The sequence below is a fragment of the Vibrio sp. 1731 genome (assembly GCF_033339955.1).
Classification (GTDB): Bacteria; Pseudomonadota; Gammaproteobacteria; order Enterobacterales; family Vibrionaceae; genus Vibrio; species Vibrio alginolyticus.
Genome location: NZ_JAWOVO010000001.1, coordinates 611,602 through 635,421, shown reverse-complemented (window position 1 = coordinate 635,421; position 23,820 = coordinate 611,602). Strand labels below are relative to the sequence as shown.

Below are 23,820 nucleotides of genomic sequence, written 5' to 3'. Positions count from 1 at the left end.
ACGGCTTTAAAATACAAAACGCCCGATGAAGTACATCGAGCGTTTTAGTTAAAAAGTGTCAACCCATATCAGGACGGATCATTCAAGATAATACTAGTTTGCTTCAACCATTGGTGTTTGGCCGACAGTATCACGCAACCTTTGCCAAATACTGCCCAAGTACTCATGCCAATAAAGCTCTGTTTGTTCTAAGTAACGCGCTTTAGGTGAGTATTTATCCCAAGGTTGACTGATTTCGCTAATAGCTAAGAAGTTGGTCGGGGCTGGGATTGGTTTAATGCCTGCTGCGTTGAACTCATACAATGCACGGCTCATGTGACTCGCAGAAGTGACTAACACAATCTCCTTTTGTTGAACGAATGCAGCCGCTTGACGCGCCTCTTCCCACGTATCTTTCGCATCTTCTAATAAAATGATATCGGATTTCGCGACTCCCAACGCAAGGGCAACGTTCGCCATCATTCGCGCGTGGCTAATTTCAGATCCGCCAGCATAGCCGGATAAGATTAATTTCGCGCCTGGATACATTCTTAAAATACGAATGCCCTCAGTTAAGCGCATTAATGCTGCACGGCTTAACTGCGAGGTGGGTGGAATTTCGTCATCGATAACATGACCATTCCCTAAAACCATCACGTAGTCGATGGTGCCAGAAACTGGCAAAAAGGCTTTATGCTCTCGCTCTAACGGCATAAGAAGCTTGGTTGAAACAGGTTGGAAGGCAACAAGAAAAATGCCAACAAAAGAGAATAGAACAACGAAGCAGCCAGTTTTACGTTTTGTAGTAAAACTAATGAGAGCAAGACCCAACAAGCCTATCAGCAGCAATGCCGGAAGGGGCATAAGCATGGCTGACACTACTTTTTTCAGCTCAAACATACATAAATAGTCCGAAAAAACATCAATTGATAATAAAAATGAGGGTATCCCTCTTTATTCCTGCTTTCCTTGTGCCAGAATAGCGGCACAATCCGTTATGATAACTCAGCAGAAGTGACAGAAGACCGCAATTTCGACGATATCGCCCACAAATTTGCAAAAAATATTTACGGCTCCGATAAAGGGGAGATCCGCCAAATCATTGTGTGGGAAGATTTTCTACAGATTCTAAGTGAATTAGATGCTGACCAGCAACCCCTAGAAGTGTTAGACGCTGGTGGTGGTTTGGCACAAATGTCGCAAAAGCTTGCTAAGCTCGGACATCGAATCGCTTTATGTGATCTATCTTCGGAAATGCTGCAGTTGGCTAAGCAGGATATTGAAAAAAACGGTTTGCTTGAGCAGTATCGCCTGATTCATTCGCCTGTCCAATCCATCGGTGAACATATGGATGTACAGGTCGATCTGGTTATGTTCCACGCTGTGATGGAGTGGCTGGTTGATCCTAAGGCCGCACTTGAAACAGTTCTAGAACAAGTAAAACCGGGAGGCATCGCATCAGTCATGTTCTACAACCACCACGGTTTAGTCTATAAAAACGTGGTTTGTGGCAACATTCCTCATATATTAGACGGCATGCCTCACCGAAAAAGATTTAAACTACAGCCGCAAAAAGGCTTAAAACCTGAAGAAGTCTACCAGTGGATAGAAAATTCAGGTTTTAATATTTGTGGCAAATCTGGTATTCGCTCATTTAGTGATTACATAGGCAATATGGAATACATGGGTGATTACGAGTTTGAAGATGTGTTGGCGCTAGAAAAACAACTTTGTCGACAAGAGCCATACCTCTCATTAGGCCGCTACATTCATGTGTGGGCTAAAAAGAACGATAAACAGGAATAACAATGAGTGAGATGACTCTCAATGCTGCAGAGCAACCAATCGATGAGCTGGTTGGCTGGGTTAAGCAGCACGATTTCTCGTTGAACCTGACCACAGAGCGATTGGCATTTTTGATAGCCATTGCCGTACTGAGTAATGAAAGGTTCGATGAAGAACTGGGTGAAGGTGAACTGCATGATGCATTTGCCATCGTCACTCGACTATTTGATGAGACCGGCGAAGCCTCCGCTTTTCGTGCGAACAATGCGATCAACGAGATGGTTAAGCAGCGTCTTATGAGCCGTTTTGTCAGTGAGATTACTGACGGAGCGAGCATTTACCGCTTGTCGCCATTAGCGATAGGAATAACCGACTACTACGTGCGTCATCGTGAGTTCTCAAAACTGCGTCTATCTATCCAGCTATCCATGGTAGCGGATGAAATGGCGAAAGCGATTGAGGCAGCACAAAAAGGTGGCACACCGGGTCACTGGAAGAAAAACGTATACGGTGTTTTAAAATATTCTGTAGGCGAAATTTTCGATCAAATTGACCTCAACCAACGTGTTATGGATGAGCAGCAACAGTCAGTGAAACAACAGATTGCTGACCTGCTTAACAAAGACTGGCGTGAAGCGATCAACAACTGTGAAGCACTTCTGTCAGAAACATCAAGCACGTTGCGTGAACTTCAAGATACGCTGCAAGCCGCCAGTGATGAACTGCAAACTCAGATCCTCGATATTCAAGAAATTGTTTACGGTGACCCTGAGCTGGAGTTTATCGAAGAAGCCTTGTTTGGTCTGCAAATGAAGCTGGACCGAATCACAAGCTGGGGCCAGCAAGCTATCGACCTTTGGATTGGTTACGACCGACACGTGCACAAGTTTATCCGTACTGCAATCGATATGGATAAGAACCGTGCGTTTAGCTCGCGTCTGCGTCAATCCGTCAAAGATTACTTCGATGCGCCTTGGTATCTGACTTATGCAGATGCGGAGAGGCTTTCTGACCTTCGTGATGAGGCCCTAGTACTGCGTGATGACGAGGTCACGGGTCAAGTTCCGATGGAAGTAGAATACGAAGAGTTTCAACAAGTCAATGATGAGCTGTCTGAACGAATTGGTGACATGCTAAAAGCGCATAAAGATCAAGGCACGCCAATCGACTTGAGTGTGGTACTGCGAGATTACCTTGCACAGCACCCTTACACTCATCATTTTGATTTAGCTCGCATTATCGTCGATCAAGCTGTACGTCTAGGGTATTCAGAATCGGATTACCAAGCGATTCAACCAGACTGGAAAGCAATCAACGAATTTGGGGCAAAGGTACAAGCGAATGTCATCGACCGATACTAATGAATACATGTCAGAGAATCTGGCAAAAGCAATTTCTAACCCTCTGTTCCCAGCGCTAGACAGCATGCTTCGAGCAGGGCGTCATATCTCAAGTGAAGATCTAGACAACCACGCGTTGCTGTCGGATTTCGAACTTGAGCTTTCTTCTTTCTACCAACGCTACAACACCGAATTGGTGAAAGCGCCAGAAGGTTTCTTCTATCTTCGTCCTCGTTCAACGTCTCTGATTGGCCGTAGTGTTCTTTCTGAACTGGATATGCTGGTGGGTAAGGTACTGTGTTTCCTTTACCTAAGCCCAGAGCGTCTTGCGCACGAAGGCATCTTCACTAACCAAGAGCTGTACGACGAACTGCTTGCTCTAGCAGATGAAAATAAGCTGATGAAGCTAGTGACGAACCGTGCTACCGGTTCTGACCTTGATAAAGAAAAGCTGTTTGAAAAAGTACGTACGTCACTTCGTCGTCTGCGTCGCCTAGGCATGATCATCAACATCGGTGAAACCGGTAAGTTCAGCATCAGTGAAGCGGTATTCCGCTTTGGTGCCGATGTACGTATTGGCGATGACATGCGTGAAGCGCAGCTGCGTCTGATCCGTGATGGTGAAGCGGTAGTGCACACCAAAGAGCCAAGCCAAGGCAGCTTATTGTCTGAAGAAGATCAAGACGACCAAGCCCAAGAAGAAACAATAGAAGAGGGTGAAGCATGAGCATGATTGAACGCGGTAAATACCAATCGCTGACCATGGTCAACTGGAACGGCTTCTTTGCCCGTACGTTTGACATCGATGGTCTGGTCACCACGCTATCAGGTGGTAACGGTGCAGGTAAATCAACCACAATGGCGGCGTTCATCACCGCATTGATTCCTGACCAAACGCTGCTGCACTTCCGTAACACGACAGAAGCAGGCAGCAGCCAATCGTCTCGCGACAAAGGTCTGTACGGTAAGCTACAGCCGGGCGCGTGTTATGCGGCGCTTGACGTGGTTAACTCACGTAACCAACGCCTATTGTTCGCAGTAAAACTGCAGCAAGTTGCAGGTCGTGATAAGAAAGTAGACATCAAACCGTTTGTTATCCAAGGTCTTCCAAGCCATGTGAAACCAACAGATATCTTGGTTGAAAGCGTATCTGCGACTCAAGCTCGTGTACGTCAAATCAACGAAGTAAAAGAATCGATCGCGGAATTTGAAGGCGTTCAGTTCAAAGCGTTCTCTTCTATCGTGGATTACCACGCACAAATGTTTGAATTCGGTGTGATTCCGAAGAAACTGCGTAACTCTGGTGACCGTTCTAAATTCTACCGCCTGATCGAAGCATCGCTTTACGGTGGTATCTCAAGTGCGATTACGCGCTCGCTACGTGACTACCTTTTGCCACAAAACGGCGGCGTGAAAAAAGCGTTCCAAGATATGGAATCGGCACTGCGTGAAAACCGCATGACGCTAGAAGCGATCAAAACCACGCAAGCAGATCGTGACTTGTTCAAACACTTGATTACAGAGTCGACCAACTACGTGGCCGCGGACTATATGCGCCATGCCAACGAGCGCCGTAAAAAACTAGAACAGACATTGTCTTTGCGTTCAGAGTTATTTGGTTCTCGCGAGACCTTGATTGAGCAAAACAATCTGCTTAACCGCGTTCAAGAAGAGCTGGAACTGCTGATCGAGTCAGAATCTTCTTTAGAGCAAGACTACCAAGCGGCTTCTGATCACTTGCAACTGGTGCAAAACGCGCTGCGTCAGCAAGAGAAGATCGAACGCTACCAAGAAGATCTTGAAGAGCTGAGCGAGCGTCTTGAAGAACAAATGATGGTAGTCGAAGAAGCGCAAGAACGCGTGATGATGGCTGAAGAGCAAGCTACCGTTGCAGAAGAAGAGGTGGATAGCCTTAAGACGCAACTTGCTGATTACCAGCAAGCTCTTGACGTTCAGCAAACTCGTGCCCTTCAATATCAACAAGCGGTTCAAGCTCTGGAGAAAGCGAAGCAGCTACTTGGCGATGACAGCCTAACGGCGGAATCGGCTCAAGCGCTTGTCTCTGAGCTTAAGAGCAAAGAATCAGAAAACACCAATGCGTTGCTATCGGTTAAGCACAAGCTGGACATGTCTTCTGCAGCGGCAGAGCAGTTTGAAACCGCGCTTAAACTGGTACAAAGCATCGTTGGTCAAGTTGAGCGCAAAGACGCGTCTGAACATGCGAAAACTGCAATCGCGAAAGCGCGTGAGTCACAACAAATCGCACAAAACGAACAGCAATGGCGAGCACAACACCGTGATCTCGAACGCAGCCTTAACCAGCAGCGTCAAGCACGTGAACTGGTTGCTGAATACAAAAAGCAATATCACGTTGAACTAACCGATGAGGTTACGTTTGAACAAGAACGTGAACGTCATGCGACGCAAATCGAATCACTAGAGATAGCTCAAGAAGAAGTTCGTGATCAGCGTGGTGAACAGCGCCGTCTAGAGCAAAACGCGGCGGCAGAAATCAGTAAGCTTGAAGCAATAGCACCAGCTTGGATTGCGGCGAACGATGCGCTAGAGAAACTGAGAGAGCAGAGCGGTGAAGAGCTTGAGGATCGCCATGCGGTAATGAACCACATGCAAGTTGTCCTTGAACAAGAAAGGGAGCTGTCTTTAGCTAAAGATAAGCTTGCTGAGCGCCGTAGCCAGCTAGACGCTGAGATTGAGCGTCTTGCTTCTCCTGGTGGTTCAAATGACCCTCGCCTGAAAGGTTTGGCAGATACGCTGGGCGGTGTATTGCTGTCTGAGATCTACGATGACATCACGATTGATGACGCGCCTTACTTCAGTGCGATGTACGGTCCGGCTCGTCACGCTATCGTTGTTTCTGACTTGTCAGGCATCGAAGAGAAACTGGTAGAGCTAGACGACTGTCCAGAAGACTTGTACATCATTGAAGGTGACATCGATGCCTTTGATGACAGCTCGTTCGATGCAGAAGAGTTAGAGGGCGCGGTTTGCGTTCGTATGAACGATCGCCAAATGCGTTACTCTCGCTTGCCTGAGATCCCATTGTTTGGCCGTGCGGCACGTGAGCAGCGTCTAGAGTTGCTGCGTAACGAACGAGAAGAAGTGGTAGAGAAGCACGCAAAAGCGGCGTTTGATTCTCAGAAAATGCAGCGCTTGTACCAAGCGTTTAACCTATTTGTGTCTAACCACATTCAGGTTGCTTTTGACGCCGATCCAGAACAAGCACTGGCAACTATTCGTGATAAGCGTAACCAAATTGCTCGCGTGCTGGCGGATCTAGATGCGAAAGAGCAACAACAACGTTCTCAGCTTCAAACCAGCAAGCAAGCGTTGTCTTCTCTGGACAAGCTAGCGTCACACATGGTGCTTGTTGAAGATGAGTCATTGCAAGCGCGTTTTGATGAGCTAGAAGAGAAAATCGCTCAGCTTGCAGAGGCAAAAAACTTCTTAAGCAACCATGCAAAAGCCGTCGCGCAATTAGAGAATATTGTGTCTGCACTTGATGCTGACCCAGAGCAATTCGATGCACTAGAAGCAGAATACAAAGCGGCAGACGTGCGGCTACAAGATCTTAAGAAGCAAATCTTTGCACTCTCGGATCTCGTTGAACGTCGTCACTACTTCGCTTACTCTGATTCAGTAGACCTACTGAACAAGAGTAGCGAACTGAGTGAGCAGCTAAAAGCTAAACTGGTTCAAGCTGAAAAAATGCGTACTCGCTCTCGTGAAGAGTTGAAGCAATCGCAAGGTCAAATGAACCAATACAACCAAGTATTAGCTTCATTGAAGAGTTCACACCAAGCGAAACTGGAAACGGTTCAAGAGTTCAAACAAGAGCTTCAAGAGTTTGGCGTGAACGCGGACGAAGGTGCTGAAGAACGTGCAATGCGTCGTCGTGATGAATTGCATGAGCGTCTACACACGTCTCGTAGCCGTAAGAGCGAATACGAGCGCACAATCACCTCTACTGAACTAGAGATGAAAGGCTTGGCGAAACGTCTGAAGAAAGTTCAGAAAGAATACGTTGAGCTACGTACCTTTGTGGTTGCAGCGAAAGCTGGCTGGTGCTCTGTACTTCGTCTGGCGCGCGAGAACGATGTTGAACGTCGTCTACACAAGCGTGAACTGGCTTACATGTCAGCGGATGAACTGCGTTCGATGTCGGATAAATCACTGGGTGCGCTGCGTCTAGCGGTTGCGAACAATGACGACCTGCGTGATGCGCTGCGTCTATCAGAAGACAACGCTCGCCCAGAGCGTAAAGTTCTGTTCTATATTGCTGTATACCAACACCTTCGTGAGCGTATTCGTCAGGATATCATCCGTACTGATGACCCAGTTGAAGCAATCGAAGAGATGGAAGTCGAGCTGGCGCGTCTAACGGAAGAGCTAACGCAACGTGAAAACCGTCTAGCGATCAGCTCTGAGTCGGTAGCGAGCATCATCAAGAAGACGATTCAGCGTGAGCAAAACCGTATTCGTATGCTGAATCAAGGCTTGTCGAACATTTCGTTTGGTCAGGTGAAGGGCGTACGTCTAAACGTGAAGATCCGCGAAAGTCACGAAGTGCTACTGAACGGTCTAGCGACACAACAAGAGCAGCACAAAGACCTGTTTGAATCGACTCGCTTTACTTTCTCCGAAGCAATGGCGAAGCTGTTCCAACGTGTGAACCCACATATCGATATGGGTCAACGTTCTCCTCAGGTTTTGGGTGAAGAGCTACTGGATTACCGTAACTACCTAGAGCTAAGTGTAGAAGTGAACCGTGGTACAGATGGTTGGCTACAGGCTGAGTCTGGCGCGCTATCAACAGGTGAGGCGATCGGTACTGGTCAGTCAATCCTACTGATGGTTGTTCAAAGCTGGGAAGAAGAATCACGCCGCCTGCGCAGTAAAGACATTGTGCCTTGTCGTCTGCTGTTCTTAGATGAAGCAGCGCGTCTGGATGCGAAATCGATCGCGACATTGTTCGAATTGTGTGACCGTCTGGATATGCAGCTTCTTATCGCGGCACCAGAAAACATCAGCCCAGAGAAAGGTACGACCTACAAACTGGTGCGTAAGGTGTTTAAAGACCACGAACACGTACACGTAGTGGGTCTGCGCGGTTTTGGTCAAACGGATAAGCCTAAGACCGAAGCACAAGAGATGATTGAAGAGTTTGAATCGTAAACTTCGAATCTAACAAAACGCCCGCAATGAACGCGGGCGTTTTTGTATCTGTTTACGAGGCAGGCTTCGAAATACATAAGATAAGCCGAGACTGTAGGACGGCAGTCTCGGCTTATTAACGGAACTTAATGAGGAAGCGACGTTTATTCCTCTGGAATATCGTCCCTGACTTCGATCATTTCAGCAAGCTCTTCAAGTGCTTGGACAGAAAGCTCAGACAAGCGTTGTAGGTGTTGGTCTAAGCTCTCTTGTTCTTCAAGCTCTGGTTCATCATTATTTGTTTCTTTTATTAGCATTTCCCAACCTCTCAAGTTGAGTAAGGGGAGCTCTCATCATACTCAAAAGGCAAAGTAGAAAAGAAACGATCTATGTTGATTTTGTTAGCTCGATCATTGATTCAACTTATATATGAGAAGGATGTGTTTAATAAGGAGAGCAACTGCAAGGTTTTTGGATGCGGGAACAAAAACGCCAGTAATCATGACAATTACTGGCGAGTAATAACGAACATTATGTCGGAGGGTTAGAACAACGGCTTCACACCGAACTGCTCTGCCGCGTAAGCGACGCGTTCAATCGGTTTTGGATACTCAGCAGGTGTGCCAAGGCTCTCTATGTGTTTCAAACGAGGAAGCAAGCCTGCACCATTAGCGATTTGGATTGCCAGACCAGGGCGAGCGTTAAGCTCTAAAACCATAGGTCCTTCATCTTTATCCAGCACCATATCCGTACCCATGTATCCCAAACCTGTCATTTCCCAGGCACTTGACGCAAGCTCCAGCAAGCGCTCCCAATGCGGTACTTGAAGGGTCGAAAGGTCTTTACCTGTATCAGGGTGATGAGTAACTGGATGATCGAACTGCACCGCTCTGACGGCTTTACCTGTCGCGATGTCAATGCCTACTCCTACGGCACCTTGGTGAAGGTTTGCTTTGCCGTCGGAAGCCGCTGTAGAACAGCGCATCATCGCCATAACTGGATAACCTTTAAATACGATGATCCGAACATCTGGTACGCCTTCATAACTGAAGCCATCAAAACAGTCATCAAACTTGATTAAGTTTTCAACCACAGCAACGTCATTTTTACCACCAAGAGAGAAAAGGCCAGCAAGCGCATTACTAATGTGACGCTCGACCTCATCCCTACCAATTGTAGAGCCGGAGGGTTTGGTATATACCCCGTTTTTGTGAGACGTAACAACCAGAATGCCTTTACCGCCACTACCTTGTGCAGGTTTGATTACAAAACCAGGCCAGTTCTCAACCATTTTGTGGATAGTCTTAACTTCAGCTTGGTTGTGAATGACACCGATCAGGGCAGGAACGGTTGCTCCTGCTGCCTGTGCAATAATTTTGGTCTTTAGCTTGTCATCGACAAGTGGGTATTTAGAACGATCATTGTAACGGCCAATATAGCTGTGGTTACGCTTGTTCATCCCCATAATGCCTTTATGGCGAAGCTTAGACGGCGAAGTAAAACTTTCGAACATCGTTTAGTCCTCCGCTAGTGGTTTGAAGCGTCGTAGCTCAGTGAGGCGGTAACCTGTGTAAGTACCTAGTAATAGAATACCGGCCAGAACAATCAACTGTAGACCAATGAAGTTAAAGGTTAAGTGTTGAATGTATGAGTTCGTCATTGCAAGGTAAACTAATACCGCTGTCAGCAATGAACCACCACCTTGCAGAGCAACTTCCTTCGCACCTTCTTCTTCCCATAGGATTGACATACGTTCAATCGTCCAAGACAAGATGATCATAGGGAAGAAGGTAATTGTTAGGCCTTCTGTTAAGCCCATTTTAAACGCAACAACGGTGAACACCGAGATGATCATAATAACGGTAATAATGACCGCAGATATCCTTGCTACCAGCAATAAGTTCAACCTAGACAAATAGCTTCGAATAATCAGGCCTGTACCTACAATTAGCAAGAAACCGACAATACCCGTTAATAGTTGAGTTTGAACAAAAGCAACGGCAATCAACACAGGCATGAAGGTACCGGATGTTTTCAGGCCGATAATCACACGCAAGAACACAACGATCAGAGCACCAATAGGGATGAGCATGATGGTTTTGAACATCGCTTGCTCTTCCAAAGGTAGGCTATGAATTGAAATATTCAGTAATCCATCTGCTTCTATTTTGTTGTTTGTAGCTTGTTGTGGTGTCATTTCTTGCTTAATCATCGAGAAATGCACTTGGCTATTTTTACCACCAACAAGGTCAAGTAAGGATACGTTTGATTCATCCCACACTAACAAGTTGGGTTTCACTGCTTTTTGTTCGGATTTTGGCGAAAACAGTACCCAATCTTTACCTGACCAAACCTGAACCATTGGTTGAATTGTTTGGCGTCGACGACCATCTTCTAGTTCGATAACACCGACGGTTTTGCTCTGTATACCTGCGGTAAGCAAAATGTTATGCAGTGCATCAGTACGGCTGAAATCGTTCAGTAGTAGCGACGAGTTTTGGCTATCTGGGTCATTAAGCGCTTTGATAAGCTCACGAGTAAACGTCACATTATCGGCTGAGCGACTCATCGCACGTTCGATAAGGGCATTTGCCGCTGCTGCTTGTGGTGCTGATAGCGTTGGTGGCGTAATGTCTTCCGTTGGCGGTAAAGGAGTGACTTTAGCCTGAGGGTCTACTAAGAACTGGGCTTTGTAGTATATGGTTTGTGGCCCTTGAGCTTGGCGAATTGACCATTCTGCACGACGGCCTGAATCGTCATTGATGTAGGAAACGCCATAACCTGATGAGGAAGCAGATTCACCGATAAGTGTGTAACCACTTTGTGTATGAGGTGCTGCAAGTGACGCTTTTACTTCGTTGCCGTTAGCATTGAACTCAATACGAGCTTCTACATCCCATACCTGGCGAGTTTCGCCTGGCGTCCAAGGCACGCCGTAGTTTTCATGTCTGAAAACACTCAGAGCAATGCCCGCAATCACCAATAAGATGATAGAAAGGTAAAACGGTATTTTTGACGTCATAATCTACCTTATTATTTTTTATCTTCGTCCGTTTGGATATAGGTACGACTTACATCGACAAGTGCTATGTCGCGCATAAATTCTCTACCCAGTAAAATAGGATGGTTCATATGTGAGCGATCTGCCAACGTAAATTGCGCTTTTTCATGAATTTTTCCAACGCGCACCCAAAGTTCTACCACAGCGCGGCGTTCTAACTCTTCACTGGTAACCTGGCGGATTTTGACGTAGCGAATGACAGGAGCTTCGATCCAAGTACTTTTCTCTTCTTCGGATTTACTGGTGTCTGCTAAGTGGAATCGGACCCATTTTTTGCCATTTCTTTCGAACTCTTCAATATCAACGGCATTTAAAGACGACGTCGCGGCACCAGTGTCGATACGTGCATCAAAAGTTTGCTTAATCGACTCTACAGTGACCTTTTCGATAGAGCCAAGGACAATATCGTGAGTTGGGGTTGGTTCCACAGGAGCGGGAGATTGGACAATAATCGGCTCTTTCGGTTTTTTTACTTCTGCCATTGCTTCATCGCGAAATGTAAGAAGTTCAACCTGTAGTTTATCGACTTGTTCTTCAAGGCTGTCGATATAGTCCGATTGGTTGCTGAGCTGCAGCTCTAGGTTGGTAATGCGATTATTGACATTCGCTTCTGAATTTTGAATCGCCGCTAACGTTTCTTGGTGGTACTGTTCGCCTTTGGTTAGTGAGCATCCAGATAGTAAGGCGATGGCAACAATCGGGGTCAATCGTAATAACATTGAAAACCTTGGGATTGGATTAAGTTGTTTATTTTTTAGGAGTTTAGCTTATATCGATAAAGCCTCACAAGTAAGAATGTTTCTCTATTACTTATTGTTTGAGGAATAGTGATGAAAAGCCAAAAATCAAGGACATAAAAGCGCATCCTTATTTAGAGCGTGCTTATATTTTGACGTGACAAATGGATTCAAAAAACAAACTCGCTCATTACGAGGAAAGAGGGTAATGTCTTAACTCGTAAAATGAGTTAAGACAATGTCAGGAATCTCAGCGAATTATGATTTGCGAGCGACAAGAACCGCGCGGCGAGGGGCAGGATAGCCTTCTACAGTTTTGCTTGGGTCGTTCGGATCTAAGTAGTCAGGTAGAGAGTTATGCGTCATCCAATCTGTGGTACGTTGTTCGTCTACGGACGTGATGTTTTCATCAACGATACGAACATCTTCAAAACCGACCAATTCTAGCCACACTTTTAGGGCTTTTGCTGAAGGGAAGAAATAGACATTACGCATTTGCGCGTAACGAGAAGTCGGGACCAGTACTGCATTCTCATCACCTTCAATCACGAGTGTTTCCAATACGAGTTCACCACCAGATACTAATTGATCTTTTAGTTGCACTAAATGATCGAGAGGCGAGCGGCGATGGTAAAGCACGCCCATGCTGAATACCGTATCGAACGCTTCTAACTTAGGTAGTTGTTCAATGCCCAATGGCAATAAGTGTGCACGTTGGTCATCGCCCATTAGTTTACGAATTGCTTCGAACTGAATCAGGAACAGGTGAGATGGATCGATACCGACAGTTAAGCGTGCACCTTCGCCTAGCATGCGCCACATGTGGTAGCCGTTACCACAACCTACATCGAGTACGCTGCGATTCTTTAATGGTGAAATATGCGGAAGCACGCGGTCCCATTTCCAATCACTGCGCCACTCAGTATCAATATGGATGCCGTGTACGTGGTATGGGCCTTTGCGCCAAGGATGGAATGTACGAAGTAAGCTTTCTAGCTTTTTAAGTTCCCCTTGAGGCATCGGCTCATTGTTTGAAATCGTGACAGAATCAACAATGTCGATGTTGTCCGGTCTACCCGCTGGGATTTTGTTCAGGGCTTTCAACCAGCGACCAAAGTCACCGTGCTCTGCATTTTGCCAATCCGTTAGCTGTTGCGGAAGCACATTAAGCCAAGGTTGAAGACGGGTGTCTTGGGCAATCAATTGGTAGAAATTTGCAAAGTTAAACATAGTTAGTTAATCGCTGAGTTGATGGGTATAAATTATTAACAAAAGCCGAAATCGGTATGGTTCAGGCTTTGTATGCACGGTCTATTTAATCGCGAACATGGAGCCGAAGTTAAAGCATTGGAACCAAACATCGTAGCTAGAAAAGCCAATTTTAGCGAAACGCTCTTTATGTTCTTTCTTTGAATCTGGGCGCATTACGTTTTCTATCGCGCTGCGCTTTTGGCTGATTTCTAGTTCGCTATAACCATTCGCACGTTTAAAGTCGTGGTGAAGGTCAATTAACAGTTCGTTCGAAACTTCATCTTCGAAGACGAACTTCTCCGATAGAATCAAAATGCCGCCTGGACGCAGGCCTGCGTAAATTTTCTCGAGCAAGGAGTAACGATCTTCTGGAGAGAGGAATTGCAAAGTGAAGTTCAACACCACCACTGACGCGTTTTCAATTTCGATATTGCGAATGTCTGCTTTTACTACATCCACAGGAGTGTCACTGCGGTAAGCGTTGACGTGAAGTTTACAACGCTCAACCATCGCAGGAGAGTTGTCCACTGCGATGATTTGGCAACCTTCTTGTTTGATATGGCGACGCATAGACAATGTTGCAGCACCCAAAGAACAGCCAAGGTCATAGATGTTTGAGTGAGGTTTTACAAAACGCTCTGCCAGCATACCGATTGCAGAAATGATATTGCTGTAACCCGGTACCGATCGTTGAATCATGTCAGGAAATACTTCCGCTACGCGTTCATCGAACGTGAAATCCCCAATTTTATCGATTGGAGCCGAAAAAATAGTATCTGGATTGCTCTTAGGGTTCATAACTAAGTCTCTGCATACAAGCCGCCTGAAAATGTCAGGCACCAAAAAAGGCGCGTATTTTATGGGAATTTCGCGCCTCTGTCATGTGTTGCGTTAGAACATCTGTAACTGCGAGTTGCCATCGTCAGCTGGGAAAGGTGATAACTCAGGGAGTGTGATACGCTTTTGTATGTCTTTATATAGGTTTGCGGCCAACTCTGGCGCAATTATATTGTCTGCGGTATGGATCATGACATATGGCTGTTTACCTTCGGCAATCCATTGTGGCAACTTGTTGAGCCATGGTTTAAAAAACTCGTAATTTTGCTGTTCTTCTGGATGACCAATAAAGCGAATCAAAGGGTGTGAAGCGGTAGCAATGGCGTGAACAGGGACTCGTGGTTTTTTCATTTGTGCATCAATAATCGCCTCATTGTCGGGCTTAGCGGCAAAGACTGGGCGGCTATCCATAATAATGCGGTCAATATTATTCTCTACTAACCATTGGTTAAGTGCTCGCTCTTCTTCGCCTTTGGAGAAAAATGCCATATGGCGAACCTCAACACCGAGAGGGAAGTTAGGTGGAAAGTTCGCACAGAACTTTTTCAGCCGATCAAGGTGCTCAGGACCAAATGCGGCTGGTAATTGAATTGTCCATTGGCCCACACGGTCATGCAAAGGCTCCATGACTTTCATGAAGTCTCTCAGTTGTTCGCTGCAACCTCTTAGCATTTGCTCATGAGTGATGGCTTTAGGAAGTTTGAAAGTAAAGCGAAAATCATCGTGGGTTGCGGCTCTCCAGTTTTGCACTGTATTGAGCGTCGGTGTGGCATAAAATGTCGTGTTGCCTTCCACGGTATGAAACACTTGCGCATACCTTTCTAAACGTTCAGCGGGCTTTGTCCCGCTGCCGTAAAAACTTTGTTGCCATTGATTGTGCGACCACATCGTCAATCCAAGTCGAAGAGGTAAGTTATCCATTATTCTTTACTGCTTGCTACTCGTGTGAATACTTTACGAGAGTTTTGCTGAAATAGGTAATTTCACGCTATAATCCTCCCCAATTTTTTCGCTTTGGTGCGCTTTTGAACATTTGTTGTACTAAAAAGCACCAGTGAATGATAAAACACACGTAATTGTATGTTGAGTAGTCGATTTTCGTGGACATTCAGCGTATAACTGAATCTTTACTCTGCTTAGCAATGAGGCTGACAGAGCGTAGTTAACAACATTTGAGAGATTGGGAATTTCATTATGCGTACCCATTACTGTGGTCACCTGAACAAGTCCCTTGCAGGACAAACTGTAGAACTTTGCGGCTGGGTTAACCGTCGTCGTGATTTAGGCGGTCTTATTTTTATTGATATGCGAGATCGCGAAGGTATCGTTCAGGTAGTTGTTGATCCAGATATGGCGGATGCGTATGAAGTGGCGAACACACTTCGTAATGAATTCTGTATCAAACTAACGGGTGAAGTGCGCGTTCGCCCAGAGAGCCAAGCAAACAAAGACATGGCAACAGGTGAAGTTGAGATCCTTGCGAAAGGTCTTGAAATCATCAACCGTTCTGATGTTCTGCCTCTAGACTTCAACCAAAAGAACTCTGAAGAGCAGCGCCTGAAGTACCGTTACCTAGATCTACGTCGTCCAGAAATGAGCGACCGCATCAAGCTACGAGCTAAAGCGTCTAGCTTTGTTCGTCGTTTCCTAGATGACAACGGTTTCCTAGACATCGAAACACCAGTCCTAACAAAAGCGACTCCAGAAGGCGCTCGTGACTACCTAGTACCTAGCCGTGTTCACAAAGGCAGCTTCTACGCGCTTCCTCAGTCTCCACAGCTATTCAAACAACTTCTAATGATGTCTGGTTTTGACCGTTACTACCAAATCGTTAAGTGTTTCCGTGATGAAGACTTGCGTGCTGACCGTCAACCAGAATTCACTCAGATCGATATCGAAACGTCATTCATGACGGCTGACCAAGTTCGTGCAACGACTGAGAAAATGGTTCGTGAAATGTGGCAAGAGCTACTAAACGTTGACCTAGGTGAATTCCCAGTAATGCCGTTCAGCGAAGCGATTCGTCGTTTCGGTTCTGACAAGCCAGACCTACGTAACCCACTGGAACTAGTAGACGTTGCTGACCTAGTGAAAGACGTTGAGTTCAAAGTATTCTCAGGTCCAGCAAACGATGAAAAAGGCCGCGTTGCCGTTATTCGCGTTCCAGGTGGCGCTTCTCTGACTCGTAAGCAAATTGATGGCTACGGTGAATTCGTTGGCATCTACGGTGCGAAAGGTCTAGCTTGGATGAAGGTTAATGACCGTGCAGCGGGCATGGAAGGTATCCAATCTCCAGTCGCTAAGTTCCTAAATGAAGACGTGATCAACGGCATTCTAGATCGTACTCAAGCGGAATCTGGTGACATTATCCTATTTGGCGCTGATAAAGCGGGTATCGTTGCAGAAGCAATGGGTGCGCTACGTTTGAAACTAGGTAAAGACCTAGAGCTAACGGATGAGTCTGCATGGGCTCCACTATGGGTTGTTGACTTCCCAATGTTCGAAGAAGATGACGAAGGCAACCTACACGCGATGCACCACCCATTCACATCGCCTCTAGGTGTGACTGCAGAAGAGCTAAAAGCAAACCCTGCTGCGGCAAATTCTAACGCTTACGATATGGTTCTAAATGGCTACGAAGTGGGCGGCGGCTCTGTTCGTATCCACAACGCAGATATGCAAGAAGCCGTATTTGATATTCTAGGTATCACACCTGAAGAGCAACAGCTTAAGTTCGGCTTCCTGCTTGATGCGCTGAAATTCGGTACGCCTCCACATGCTGGTCTTGCATTTGGTCTAGACCGTCTAGTAATGCTGCTATGTGGCACAGAGAATATCCGTGATGTTATCGCGTTCCCTAAAACAACAGCAGCGGCGTGTCTACTAACAGACGCACCAAGTATTGCGAACCCAGCAGCGCTAGAAGAGCTAGCAATCGCAGTAACTGCAGCGAAAGAAAAAGACGCAGAATAAGCGCACAACATTTGAAGAAAACTCCCGCAACTGCGGGAGTTTTTGTTTAAATAAACCCAAGAAACTTCCAAAGCAATTTCCCAAGCAACGCTTTTTAGAACATGTTTTTGTTATTAAGCGTCAAAATACATTAAAAGGTGAATTATGGCTGGTCATAGTAAATGGGCGAATATTCGTCACCGTAAAGCAGCGCAAGATGCGAAGCGCGGCAAAATCTTTACTAAATTAATTCGTGAAATCGTTGTTGCGGCAAAAGAGGGGGGCGGTGAGCCAGAAAATAACCCACGTTTGCGAGCAGCAATTGATAAAGCACTGTCTAACAACATGACACGTGACACTGTCAACCGCGCTGTCAGCCGAGGTGCTGGTGGTGAAGGCGACGACAACATGGAAACCGTGATCTATGAAGGTTATGGTCCAGGTGGTACGGCGGTCATGGTCGAATGTATGACGGATAACCGAAATCGTACGGTATCTGGCGTGCGCCATGCATTCTCAAAGTCAGGCGGTAATCTGGGGACGGATGGTAGCGTCAACTATCTTTTCGACAAGAAAGGCGTGATTTCATATGGCCCAGGTTTAGATGAGGATGCGGTAATGGAAGTAGCATTAGAAAGTGGTGCTGATGACATTGAAACGGCAGAAGATGGCTCGATTGATGTCTACACGGCCCCAGGCGATTTTGGACTCGTAAAAGATGCTCTTGATGCCGCAGGGTTTGAGGCAGAGAACGCGGAGGTGTCGCTGATCCCATCTACGAAAGCAGATTTGGACGCGGATACTGCGCCAAAACTACTTCGTTTGATTGACGCTTTGGAAGATCTGGACGACGTTCAAGAGGTTTATCACAATGGTGATATCTCTGACGACGTTGCGGCTACGCTAGATTAAACTCAAGGTGTCGGGAGCGGTATTTGCTCCGAAGTTAGCAAGTAATAATAAAAAGACAGAGGCCGAATTAGGCCTCATTTTTAGGAACATTCATGTCAATTATTTTGGGCATTGACCCAGGTTCGCGCATTACCGGCTATGGGGTCATTCGTCAAAATGGACGCCACTTGCAATACCTTGGTAGTGGCTGCATTCGTACTTCAGAAAAAGAACTTCCGGGTCGGCTTAAACAGATTTATGCAGGCGTCACGGAAATCATTACCCAGTTTCAACCGGACGTTTTCGCGATCGAGCAAGTGTTTATGGCCAAAAACGCGGATTCAGCGCTAAAACTTGGCCAAGCTCGTGGCAGTGCAATTGTTGCTGCGGTGAATGCGGAGTTGCCGGTATTTGAATACGCGGCTCGTCTTATTAAGCAAGCTGTCGTCGGCACTGGTGGCGCGGACAAAGCGCAAGTTCAGCATATGGTTCAGCAGATGCTTAAATTGCCCGCCAAGCCTCAAGCGGATGCAGCCGATGCTTTAGGTGTGGCGATTTGTCATGCCAATACTAACAAGACTCTCGTTGCGTTAGCGGGCAAAGCAACCAGTGCCAGAAAAGGGCGCTACCGTTAAAATTAACTGGATGTCTATCCAGTTCTTTATTATCCTGTCGCAAATTCATTTCCAAAGAGTATTTATAGTGATTGGACGTCTTCGTGGCATACTGATTGAAAAACAACCACCTGAAGTATTAATTGAAGTTAATGGCATTGGTTATGAAGTCCAGATGCCAATGAGCTGTTTTTACGAACTGCCAAATGTTGGCGAAGAAGCCATTATTTATACTCACTTTGTTGTCCGTGAGGATGCGCAATTGCTATACGGTTTCAACACAGTAAAAGAACGAGCACTTTTCCGTGAAGTGATCAAAGCCAATGGCGTTGGTCCTAAACTCGGTCTTGGTATTCTCTCTGGTATGACAGCAACGCAATTTGTTACTTGTGTGGAACATGAAGACGTTTCTACGCTGGTTAAGCTTCCTGGCGTTGGCAAGAAAACCGCAGAGCGATTGGTTGTTGAAATGAAAGACCGCTTGAAAGGGTGGGGCGCTGGCGATCTATTTACGCCATTTACGGATGCTGCTCCTGCGGATTCTGGTGCAACATCCAACAACGCAGAAGAAGAGGCAATCAGTGCGCTTCTAGCTCTAGGTTACAAGCCGACTCAAGCGTCGAAAGTGGTATCTCAGATCGCTAAACCGGACATGAGCAGTGAGCAAATGATCCGTGAAGCTCTAAAATCAATGGTGTAACGCTGGTTGCACAGTGAACATTTGTTCAAGATAACTCATTCTCTAAGGTTAATGCCAATCGCTTAACGATGTTTTTTGTGTCATTCCAGCGAGCCTGGCGAGACTGGGAATCTAATAGCAGCACGCTGAGCGGTTAATGAAACAATTTGACCATAAATCGCTCGGATAGAAGATCCTGTATCACGCTCCTTCGTCGCTGTACAGGATGACGAGATATAGAAATATGCCACTTGCTGTTAAACGAGCGGCATTATTCTCTCAGGTAACCATTTTTCAAGGTAAAAAGATGATTGAAGCCGATCGTTTAATCGCGCCAGAAAACCCTGCCTTTCGTGATGAAGATGTCATTGATCGTGCTATTCGGCCAAAAAAATTAGCGGATTACCAAGGTCAGGACCATGTCCGTGACCAAATGGAGATCTTCATTAAAGCTGCTCAGTTACGTAGCGAAGCACTTGATCACCTTTTGATTTTTGGTCCCCCAGGTTTGGGTAAAACCACACTTGCGAATATCGTTGCCAATGAAATGGAAGTGAACATTCGCACTACTTCAGGCCCTGTACTTGAGAAAGCAGGCGATTTGGCCGCGCTGTTAACCAACCTTGAAGAAAACGATGTGTTGTTCATCGATGAGATTCACCGCTTGAGTCCGATGGTTGAAGAGGTGCTGTATCCGGCGATGGAAGATTATCAACTGGATATTATGATCGGTGAAGGTCCGGCCGCTCGTTCTATTAAGATCGATTTACCACCGTTTACGTTAATTGGTGCGACGACCCGAGCGGGCTCTTTAACGTCACCATTGCGCGACCGCTTTGGTATTACTCAGCGCCTTGAGTTTTATAAGATAAAAGACCTCCAAGATATCGTGCAGCGAAGCGCGGATTGTTTAGGTTTATCAATGGAACCTGAAGGTGCATTGGAAGTGGCAAGACGTGCGCGTGGCACACCACGTATTGCTAACCGTTTGCTACGCCGTGTTCGTGATTATGCGGAAGTAAAAGGCAATGGTCACATTTGTGCCGATGTTGCCGATAAGGCGTTGAATATGCTTGATGTGGACGCCGAAGGCTTCGATTACATGGACCGTAAGCTACTACTCGCGATTATGGAAAAATTTGGTGGTGGTCCGGTCGGGCTCGACAACATGGCAGCGGCGATAGGTGAAGAAAAGGACACTATTGAAGACGTTCTTGAGCCTTATCTTATTCAGCAAGGTTATTTACAACGCACTCCGCGTGGAAGAATCGCGACAGATCGTGCGTATTTGCATTTCGGAATTGAAAAATAAGATTCCCTCGCTGGGCCTTTGTTGCCCAGCGCTTCATTAAAGTTGACCAAACTCACATTTTTTGAATTTTTTCTCATACTGGTTTAGTAAGTAAAAAGCATTGATTGTTAACTCGATGTTTGCTTGCAACTGGTTAATTTCTCTCCTGATTACTCTCTCTTAACATCCGTATCCAATACTGGTTGATCTAGATCAATGTGATGGATTTTTGTGCAAATTCCGCGCATAAACATTGATGTATATCAAAGCGCGTTACGGCTATAAACCTTTTGAAACAATCTGTTTTTACAAGTAATATTAGCCCCAGCTATATTAGCTGATGCTTAACAATTAACTAACCAATGAAGCACATTTTTGCAACAATGAGTTGTGATAATTCAACATTTTTCAAGTGTAAATAACACCTGAATATGGATTGCAATATGTAGAGAGTGTCATTCAGCCGACACATAGGAGTTACCATGATTGACGTAGTTGATCTATCGCGGTTGCAGTTTGCACTGACAGCGATGTATCACTTCCTATTCGTACCATTGACCCTTGGTATGGCCTTCCTTCTGGCCATTATGGAATCGATGTACGTAATGACGAACAAGCAAATCTATAAGGACATGACCAAGTTCTGGGGTAAGCTATTCGGTATTAACTTTGCACTTGGTGTGGCGACAGGCCTTACCATGGAGTTCCAGTTTGGTACGAACTGGTCTTACTACTCCCACTATGTAGGTGATATCTTCGGTGCACCGCTAGCGATCGAAGCACTTGTCGCATTCTTCCTGGAGTCAACTTTTGTTGGTCTATTCTTCTTCGGGTGGGATCGTCTATCTAAACGCCAACACTTAGCGGTTACCTGGCTTGTGGCACTAGGCTCTAACTTCTCTGCTCTTTGGATTCTTATCGCAAACGGCTGGATGCAAAACCCAGTAGGCGCAGATTTCAACTTCGAAACCATGCGAATGGAAATGGTGAGCTTCTCTGAGGTTGTACTAAACCCAGTTGCTCAGGTTAAGTTCGTGCATACGGTTGCTTCTGGTTACACTTGTGGCGCAATGTTTATTCTAGGCATCAGTTCATACTACCTATTAAAAGGTCGTGACATTGCGTTTGCTCGTCGTTCGTTTGCTATTGCTGCTTCTTTCGGTATTGCAGCTATCTTATCTACCATCGTTCTTGGTGACGAATCTGGCTACGAGCTTGGTGAAGTTCAAAAAGTGAAACTCGCTGCAATTGAAGCAGAGTGGCACACTGAACCTGCACCTGCCGCATTTACGTTATTTGGTGTTCCTAACCAGGAAACGATGCATACCGATTACGCAATTAAGATCCCTTACGTAATGGGTGTTATCGCGACACGTTCTTTTGATGAGCAAGTAACAGGTCTTCGTGATTTACGTGATGAACACGTCGATCGTATTCGTGACGGCATGTACGCTTATGAACTTCTAGAGAAGCTTCGTGCGGGCGATAAGTCAGAAGAAAACATGACTGCGTTTGATGAAGTGAAAGGTGACCTAGGTTACGGTCTACTTCTAAAACGCTACACAGACAATGTTGTTGATGCAACAGAAGAGCAAATCCAAGCTGCTGCGGACGACTCAATCCCAACAGTATGGCCGCTATTCTGGTCATTCCGTATCATGGTTGCTTGTGGCTTCATCATGTTGTTTGTCTTTGGTGCGGCGTTTATCCAAACGTGTCGTCAGAAGATTGAGCAGAAACAATGGATTCTAAAAGCTGCACTATTTAGCATTCCACTACCTTGGATTGCAATTGAAGCGGGTTGGTTCGTCGCTGAGTACGGCCGTCAACCTTGGGCTGTAGGTGAAATTTTACCAGTACATGTTGCAGCTTCTGCACTAACTGCAGGTGAAATCTGGACTTCACTCTTCGCAATTCTGGCGCTATACACGGTATTCCTGATTGCAGAAGTTTACCTAATGTTGAAATTCGCTCGTAAAGGCCCAAGTAGCCTGAAAACGGGTCGCTACCACTTCGAGCAAAATGCTGACTCTGTTGAAGACAAAGTTAGTCGCCAAGTAGAAGCGTAAGGTAAGGAGATAACAAGATGTTTGATTACGAAATCTTGCGACTCATCTGGTGGGTACTAATCGGTGTTCTACTAGTTGGTTTTGCAGTAACAGACGGCTTCGATATGGGTGTAGGCGCGCTTGTACCTATCATCGGTAAAAACGACACGCAACGCCGTGTCATGATTAACTCAATTGCTCCTCACTGGGATGGTAACCAAGTTTGGCTTATCACTGCTGGTGGTGCACTGTTCGCAGCTTGGCCTTTGGTTTACGCAACGTCATTTTCAGGCTTCTACTTAGCGATGATTTTGACACTAGCAGCGCTATGGCTTCGTCCTCTGGGCCTAGACTACCGCTCTAAAATCGAAGATCCAAAATGGCGCAATACCTGGGATATCTGTATCTCAATCAGTGGTTTTGTTCCGCCAATCATCTTTGGTGTGGCGTTTGGTAACCTTCTACAAGGTGTACCATTCCAATTGAGTGAGTTCTTGATGCCAACATACCATGGCTCATTCTTTGGTCTACTAAATCCATTTGCACTGTTGTGTGGTCTAGTAAGCTTGTTCATGATTTTGATGCAAGGTTCTACTTGGCTACAAATGAAAACAACAGGCGAAGTGCATGTGCGTGCGCGCAACGTTGCTCAGTTGGCTGGTTTACTGACGGTTGCTGCGTTTGTAGCGGCTGGTTTCTGGATCCAAAATATCGATGGTTACGTCATTGTTGGCGGTATCGACACTAACGCTGCTTCTAACCCTCTAAACAAAGAGGTTATCCGTGAAGCTGGTGCGTGGATGAAGAACTTTGAAAACTACCCACTACTATGGGCTGCTCCTGTATTAGGTGTTGCAATGCCGCTTCTCGCTGTATTGGCATCTCGTCTTGAAAAATGTGCGATTTCGTTCATTACTTCAAGTTTGGGTGTTGCTGGTGTTATCTTTACTGCAGGTTTTGCGATGTTCCCATTCATCATGCCTTCAGACTTAATGCCAAGCCACAGCTTAACAATGTGGGATGCAACGTCATCTGAGCTGACTCTGAACCTGATGACAGGCGTTGCGTTTGTTATGGTGCCAATCATCCTTGGCTACACATCTTGGACTTACTACAAGATGTTTGGTCGCCTTGATGACCAGTACATTGAAGACAACAAAAACTCACTTTACTAAGGAGCATT

The 23,820-nt window shown here is 45.9% G+C and carries 19 protein-coding genes; 11 read left to right on the top strand and 8 right to left on the bottom strand.

The genetic code is table 11. The features are described from left to right. Positions 1 to 93: 93 nt before the first annotated feature. On the bottom strand, positions 94 to 879 hold the full coding sequence (gene elyC, locus R7035_RS02745) for an envelope biogenesis factor ElyC (RefSeq protein ID WP_005387893.1): 786 nt from the start codon (positions 877 to 879) through the stop codon (positions 94 to 96). Between the two features lie 114 nt (positions 880 to 993). Here elyC and cmoM point away from each other — a divergent pair, with 114 nt between their 5' ends. From cmoM to mukB, 4 genes are read left to right on the top strand one after another with little or no spacing between them, the layout of a single operon-like run. Then, the gene (cmoM, locus tag R7035_RS02740; RefSeq protein WP_025998624.1) at positions 994 to 1,785 is read left to right on the top strand and encodes a tRNA uridine 5-oxyacetic acid(34) methyltransferase CmoM; all 792 of its coding nucleotides are present in this window, start codon (positions 994 to 996) and stop codon (positions 1,783 to 1,785) included. Positions 1,786 to 1,787: 2 nt separating this feature from the next. Then, positions 1,788 to 3,125 carry a chromosome partition protein MukF gene (mukF, locus tag R7035_RS02735; protein ID WP_017634722.1) on the top strand — a complete coding sequence of 446 codons (1,338 nt, stop codon included), beginning with the start codon at positions 1,788 to 1,790 and terminating at the stop codon, positions 3,123 to 3,125. Beyond that, the gene (mukE, locus tag R7035_RS02730) at positions 3,106 to 3,831 is read left to right on the top strand and encodes a chromosome partition protein MukE (protein WP_262651829.1); all 726 of its coding nucleotides are present in this window, start codon (positions 3,106 to 3,108) and stop codon (positions 3,829 to 3,831) included. Before mukF ends, mukE begins: the two co-directional genes overlap by 20 nt. A 2-nt stretch (positions 3,832 to 3,833) precedes the next feature. Beyond that, complete coding sequence (mukB, locus tag R7035_RS02725; RefSeq protein WP_262651854.1) at positions 3,834 to 8,297, top strand: chromosome partition protein MukB; 4,464 nt, start codon at positions 3,834 to 3,836, stop codon at positions 8,295 to 8,297. Positions 8,298 to 8,440: 143 nt separating this feature from the next. Here the strand turns inward: mukB and R7035_RS02720 are convergent, their stop codons facing one another. The 7 genes from R7035_RS02720 to R7035_RS02690 all read right to left on the bottom strand — a co-directional run bounded on the left by R7035_RS02720 (position 8,441) and on the right by R7035_RS02690 (position 15,083). Further along, positions 8,441 to 8,593, bottom strand: coding sequence for a hypothetical protein (locus tag R7035_RS02720; RefSeq protein ID WP_005378381.1), 153 nt, complete (start codon positions 8,591 to 8,593; stop codon positions 8,441 to 8,443). A 227-nt stretch (positions 8,594 to 8,820) separates the two neighbouring features. Beyond that, a complete protein-coding gene (locus R7035_RS02715; RefSeq protein WP_005378387.1) occupies positions 8,821 to 9,789 on the bottom strand; it encodes an alpha-L-glutamate ligase-like protein in 969 nt (322 codons plus the stop codon). A 3-nt stretch (positions 9,790 to 9,792) separates the two neighbouring features. Beyond that, a complete protein-coding gene (locus R7035_RS02710) occupies positions 9,793 to 11,298 on the bottom strand; it encodes an inactive transglutaminase family protein (protein ID WP_005378389.1) in 1,506 nt (501 codons plus the stop codon). A gap of 11 nt (positions 11,299 to 11,309) precedes the next feature. Beyond that, positions 11,310 to 12,056, bottom strand: coding sequence for an ATP-dependent zinc protease (locus R7035_RS02705; RefSeq protein ID WP_005378391.1), 747 nt, complete (start codon positions 12,054 to 12,056; stop codon positions 11,310 to 11,312). Between the two features lie 276 nt (positions 12,057 to 12,332). After that, positions 12,333 to 13,304 carry a tRNA 5-methoxyuridine(34)/uridine 5-oxyacetic acid(34) synthase CmoB gene (gene cmoB / locus R7035_RS02700; RefSeq protein WP_005387902.1) on the bottom strand — a complete coding sequence of 324 codons (972 nt, stop codon included), beginning with the start codon at positions 13,302 to 13,304 and terminating at the stop codon, positions 12,333 to 12,335. Between the two features lie 81 nt (positions 13,305 to 13,385). Then, the gene (cmoA, locus tag R7035_RS02695) at positions 13,386 to 14,123 is read right to left on the bottom strand and encodes a carboxy-S-adenosyl-L-methionine synthase CmoA (protein ID WP_318145949.1); all 738 of its coding nucleotides are present in this window, start codon (positions 14,121 to 14,123) and stop codon (positions 13,386 to 13,388) included. Positions 14,124 to 14,216: 93 nt separating this feature from the next. Then, complete coding sequence (locus R7035_RS02690) at positions 14,217 to 15,083, bottom strand: DUF72 domain-containing protein (protein WP_042522110.1); 867 nt, start codon at positions 15,081 to 15,083, stop codon at positions 14,217 to 14,219. Between the two features lie 273 nt (positions 15,084 to 15,356). Between R7035_RS02690 and aspS the strand changes: the two genes are divergently transcribed. From aspS to cydB, 7 genes are all read left to right on the top strand, one after another. Continuing rightward, positions 15,357 to 17,135, top strand: coding sequence for an aspartate--tRNA ligase (gene aspS / locus R7035_RS02685; RefSeq protein WP_005378401.1), 1,779 nt, complete (start codon positions 15,357 to 15,359; stop codon positions 17,133 to 17,135). Between the two features lie 144 nt (positions 17,136 to 17,279). Then, complete coding sequence (locus R7035_RS02680) at positions 17,280 to 18,026, top strand: YebC/PmpR family DNA-binding transcriptional regulator (RefSeq protein ID WP_005378402.1); 747 nt, start codon at positions 17,280 to 17,282, stop codon at positions 18,024 to 18,026. A gap of 92 nt (positions 18,027 to 18,118) precedes the next feature. Then, the gene (ruvC, locus tag R7035_RS02675) at positions 18,119 to 18,640 is read left to right on the top strand and encodes a crossover junction endodeoxyribonuclease RuvC (protein ID WP_005387909.1); all 522 of its coding nucleotides are present in this window, start codon (positions 18,119 to 18,121) and stop codon (positions 18,638 to 18,640) included. Positions 18,641 to 18,707: 67 nt separating this feature from the next. After that, entirely contained in the window at positions 18,708 to 19,319 is a 612-nt protein-coding gene (gene ruvA, locus R7035_RS02670; RefSeq protein WP_005378313.1) for a Holliday junction branch migration protein RuvA, read from the top strand. A 286-nt stretch (positions 19,320 to 19,605) separates the two neighbouring features. Next, positions 19,606 to 20,610 carry a Holliday junction branch migration DNA helicase RuvB gene (gene ruvB, locus R7035_RS02665; protein WP_005378312.1) on the top strand — a complete coding sequence of 335 codons (1,005 nt, stop codon included), beginning with the start codon at positions 19,606 to 19,608 and terminating at the stop codon, positions 20,608 to 20,610. Between the two features lie 461 nt (positions 20,611 to 21,071). Further along, positions 21,072 to 22,658 (top strand): cytochrome ubiquinol oxidase subunit I, encoded by a 1,587-nt coding sequence (gene cydA / locus R7035_RS02660; RefSeq protein ID WP_213915686.1) that lies wholly within the window; start codon positions 21,072 to 21,074, stop codon positions 22,656 to 22,658. A 17-nt stretch (positions 22,659 to 22,675) separates the two neighbouring features. Further along, on the top strand, positions 22,676 to 23,812 hold the full coding sequence (gene cydB, locus R7035_RS02655; RefSeq protein ID WP_006742909.1) for a cytochrome d ubiquinol oxidase subunit II: 1,137 nt from the start codon (positions 22,676 to 22,678) through the stop codon (positions 23,810 to 23,812). The last annotated feature ends 8 nt before the right edge of the window (positions 23,813 to 23,820 follow it).

What these genes read in the sequence shown, in the direction of transcription:
- R7035_RS02720 (WP_005378381.1), bottom strand. Translation starts at nt 8,593, where the DNA reads ATGCTAATAAAAGAAACAAATAATGATGAACCAGAGCTTGAAGAACAA.
- R7035_RS02680 (WP_005378402.1), top strand. Translation starts at nt 17,280, where the DNA reads ATGGCTGGTCATAGTAAATGGGCGAATATTCGTCACCGTAAAGCAGCG.
- R7035_RS02710 (WP_005378389.1), bottom strand. Translation starts at nt 11,298, where the DNA reads ATGACGTCAAAAATACCGTTTTACCTTTCTATCATCTTATTGGTGATT.
- ruvB (WP_005378312.1), top strand. Translation starts at nt 19,606, where the DNA reads ATGATTGAAGCCGATCGTTTAATCGCGCCAGAAAACCCTGCCTTTCGT.
- R7035_RS02715 (WP_005378387.1), bottom strand. Translation starts at nt 9,789, where the DNA reads ATGTTCGAAAGTTTTACTTCGCCGTCTAAGCTTCGCCATAAAGGCATT.
- cmoA (WP_318145949.1), bottom strand. Translation starts at nt 14,123, where the DNA reads ATGAACCCTAAGAGCAATCCAGATACTATTTTTTCGGCTCCAATCGAT.
- cmoB (WP_005387902.1), bottom strand. Translation starts at nt 13,304, where the DNA reads ATGTTTAACTTTGCAAATTTCTACCAATTGATTGCCCAAGACACCCGT.
- mukE (WP_262651829.1), top strand. Translation starts at nt 3,106, where the DNA reads ATGTCATCGACCGATACTAATGAATACATGTCAGAGAATCTGGCAAAA.
- aspS (WP_005378401.1), top strand. Translation starts at nt 15,357, where the DNA reads ATGCGTACCCATTACTGTGGTCACCTGAACAAGTCCCTTGCAGGACAA.
- R7035_RS02690 (WP_042522110.1), bottom strand. Translation starts at nt 15,083, where the DNA reads ATGGATAACTTACCTCTTCGACTTGGATTGACGATGTGGTCGCACAAT.
- elyC (WP_005387893.1), bottom strand. Translation starts at nt 879, where the DNA reads ATGTTTGAGCTGAAAAAAGTAGTGTCAGCCATGCTTATGCCCCTTCCG.
- mukF (WP_017634722.1), top strand. Translation starts at nt 1,788, where the DNA reads ATGAGTGAGATGACTCTCAATGCTGCAGAGCAACCAATCGATGAGCTG.
- cydB (WP_006742909.1), top strand. Translation starts at nt 22,676, where the DNA reads ATGTTTGATTACGAAATCTTGCGACTCATCTGGTGGGTACTAATCGGT.
- ruvC (WP_005387909.1), top strand. Translation starts at nt 18,119, where the DNA reads ATGTCAATTATTTTGGGCATTGACCCAGGTTCGCGCATTACCGGCTAT.
- cydA (WP_213915686.1), top strand. Translation starts at nt 21,072, where the DNA reads ATGATTGACGTAGTTGATCTATCGCGGTTGCAGTTTGCACTGACAGCG.
- mukB (WP_262651854.1), top strand. Translation starts at nt 3,834, where the DNA reads ATGATTGAACGCGGTAAATACCAATCGCTGACCATGGTCAACTGGAAC.
- R7035_RS02705 (WP_005378391.1), bottom strand. Translation starts at nt 12,056, where the DNA reads ATGTTATTACGATTGACCCCGATTGTTGCCATCGCCTTACTATCTGGA.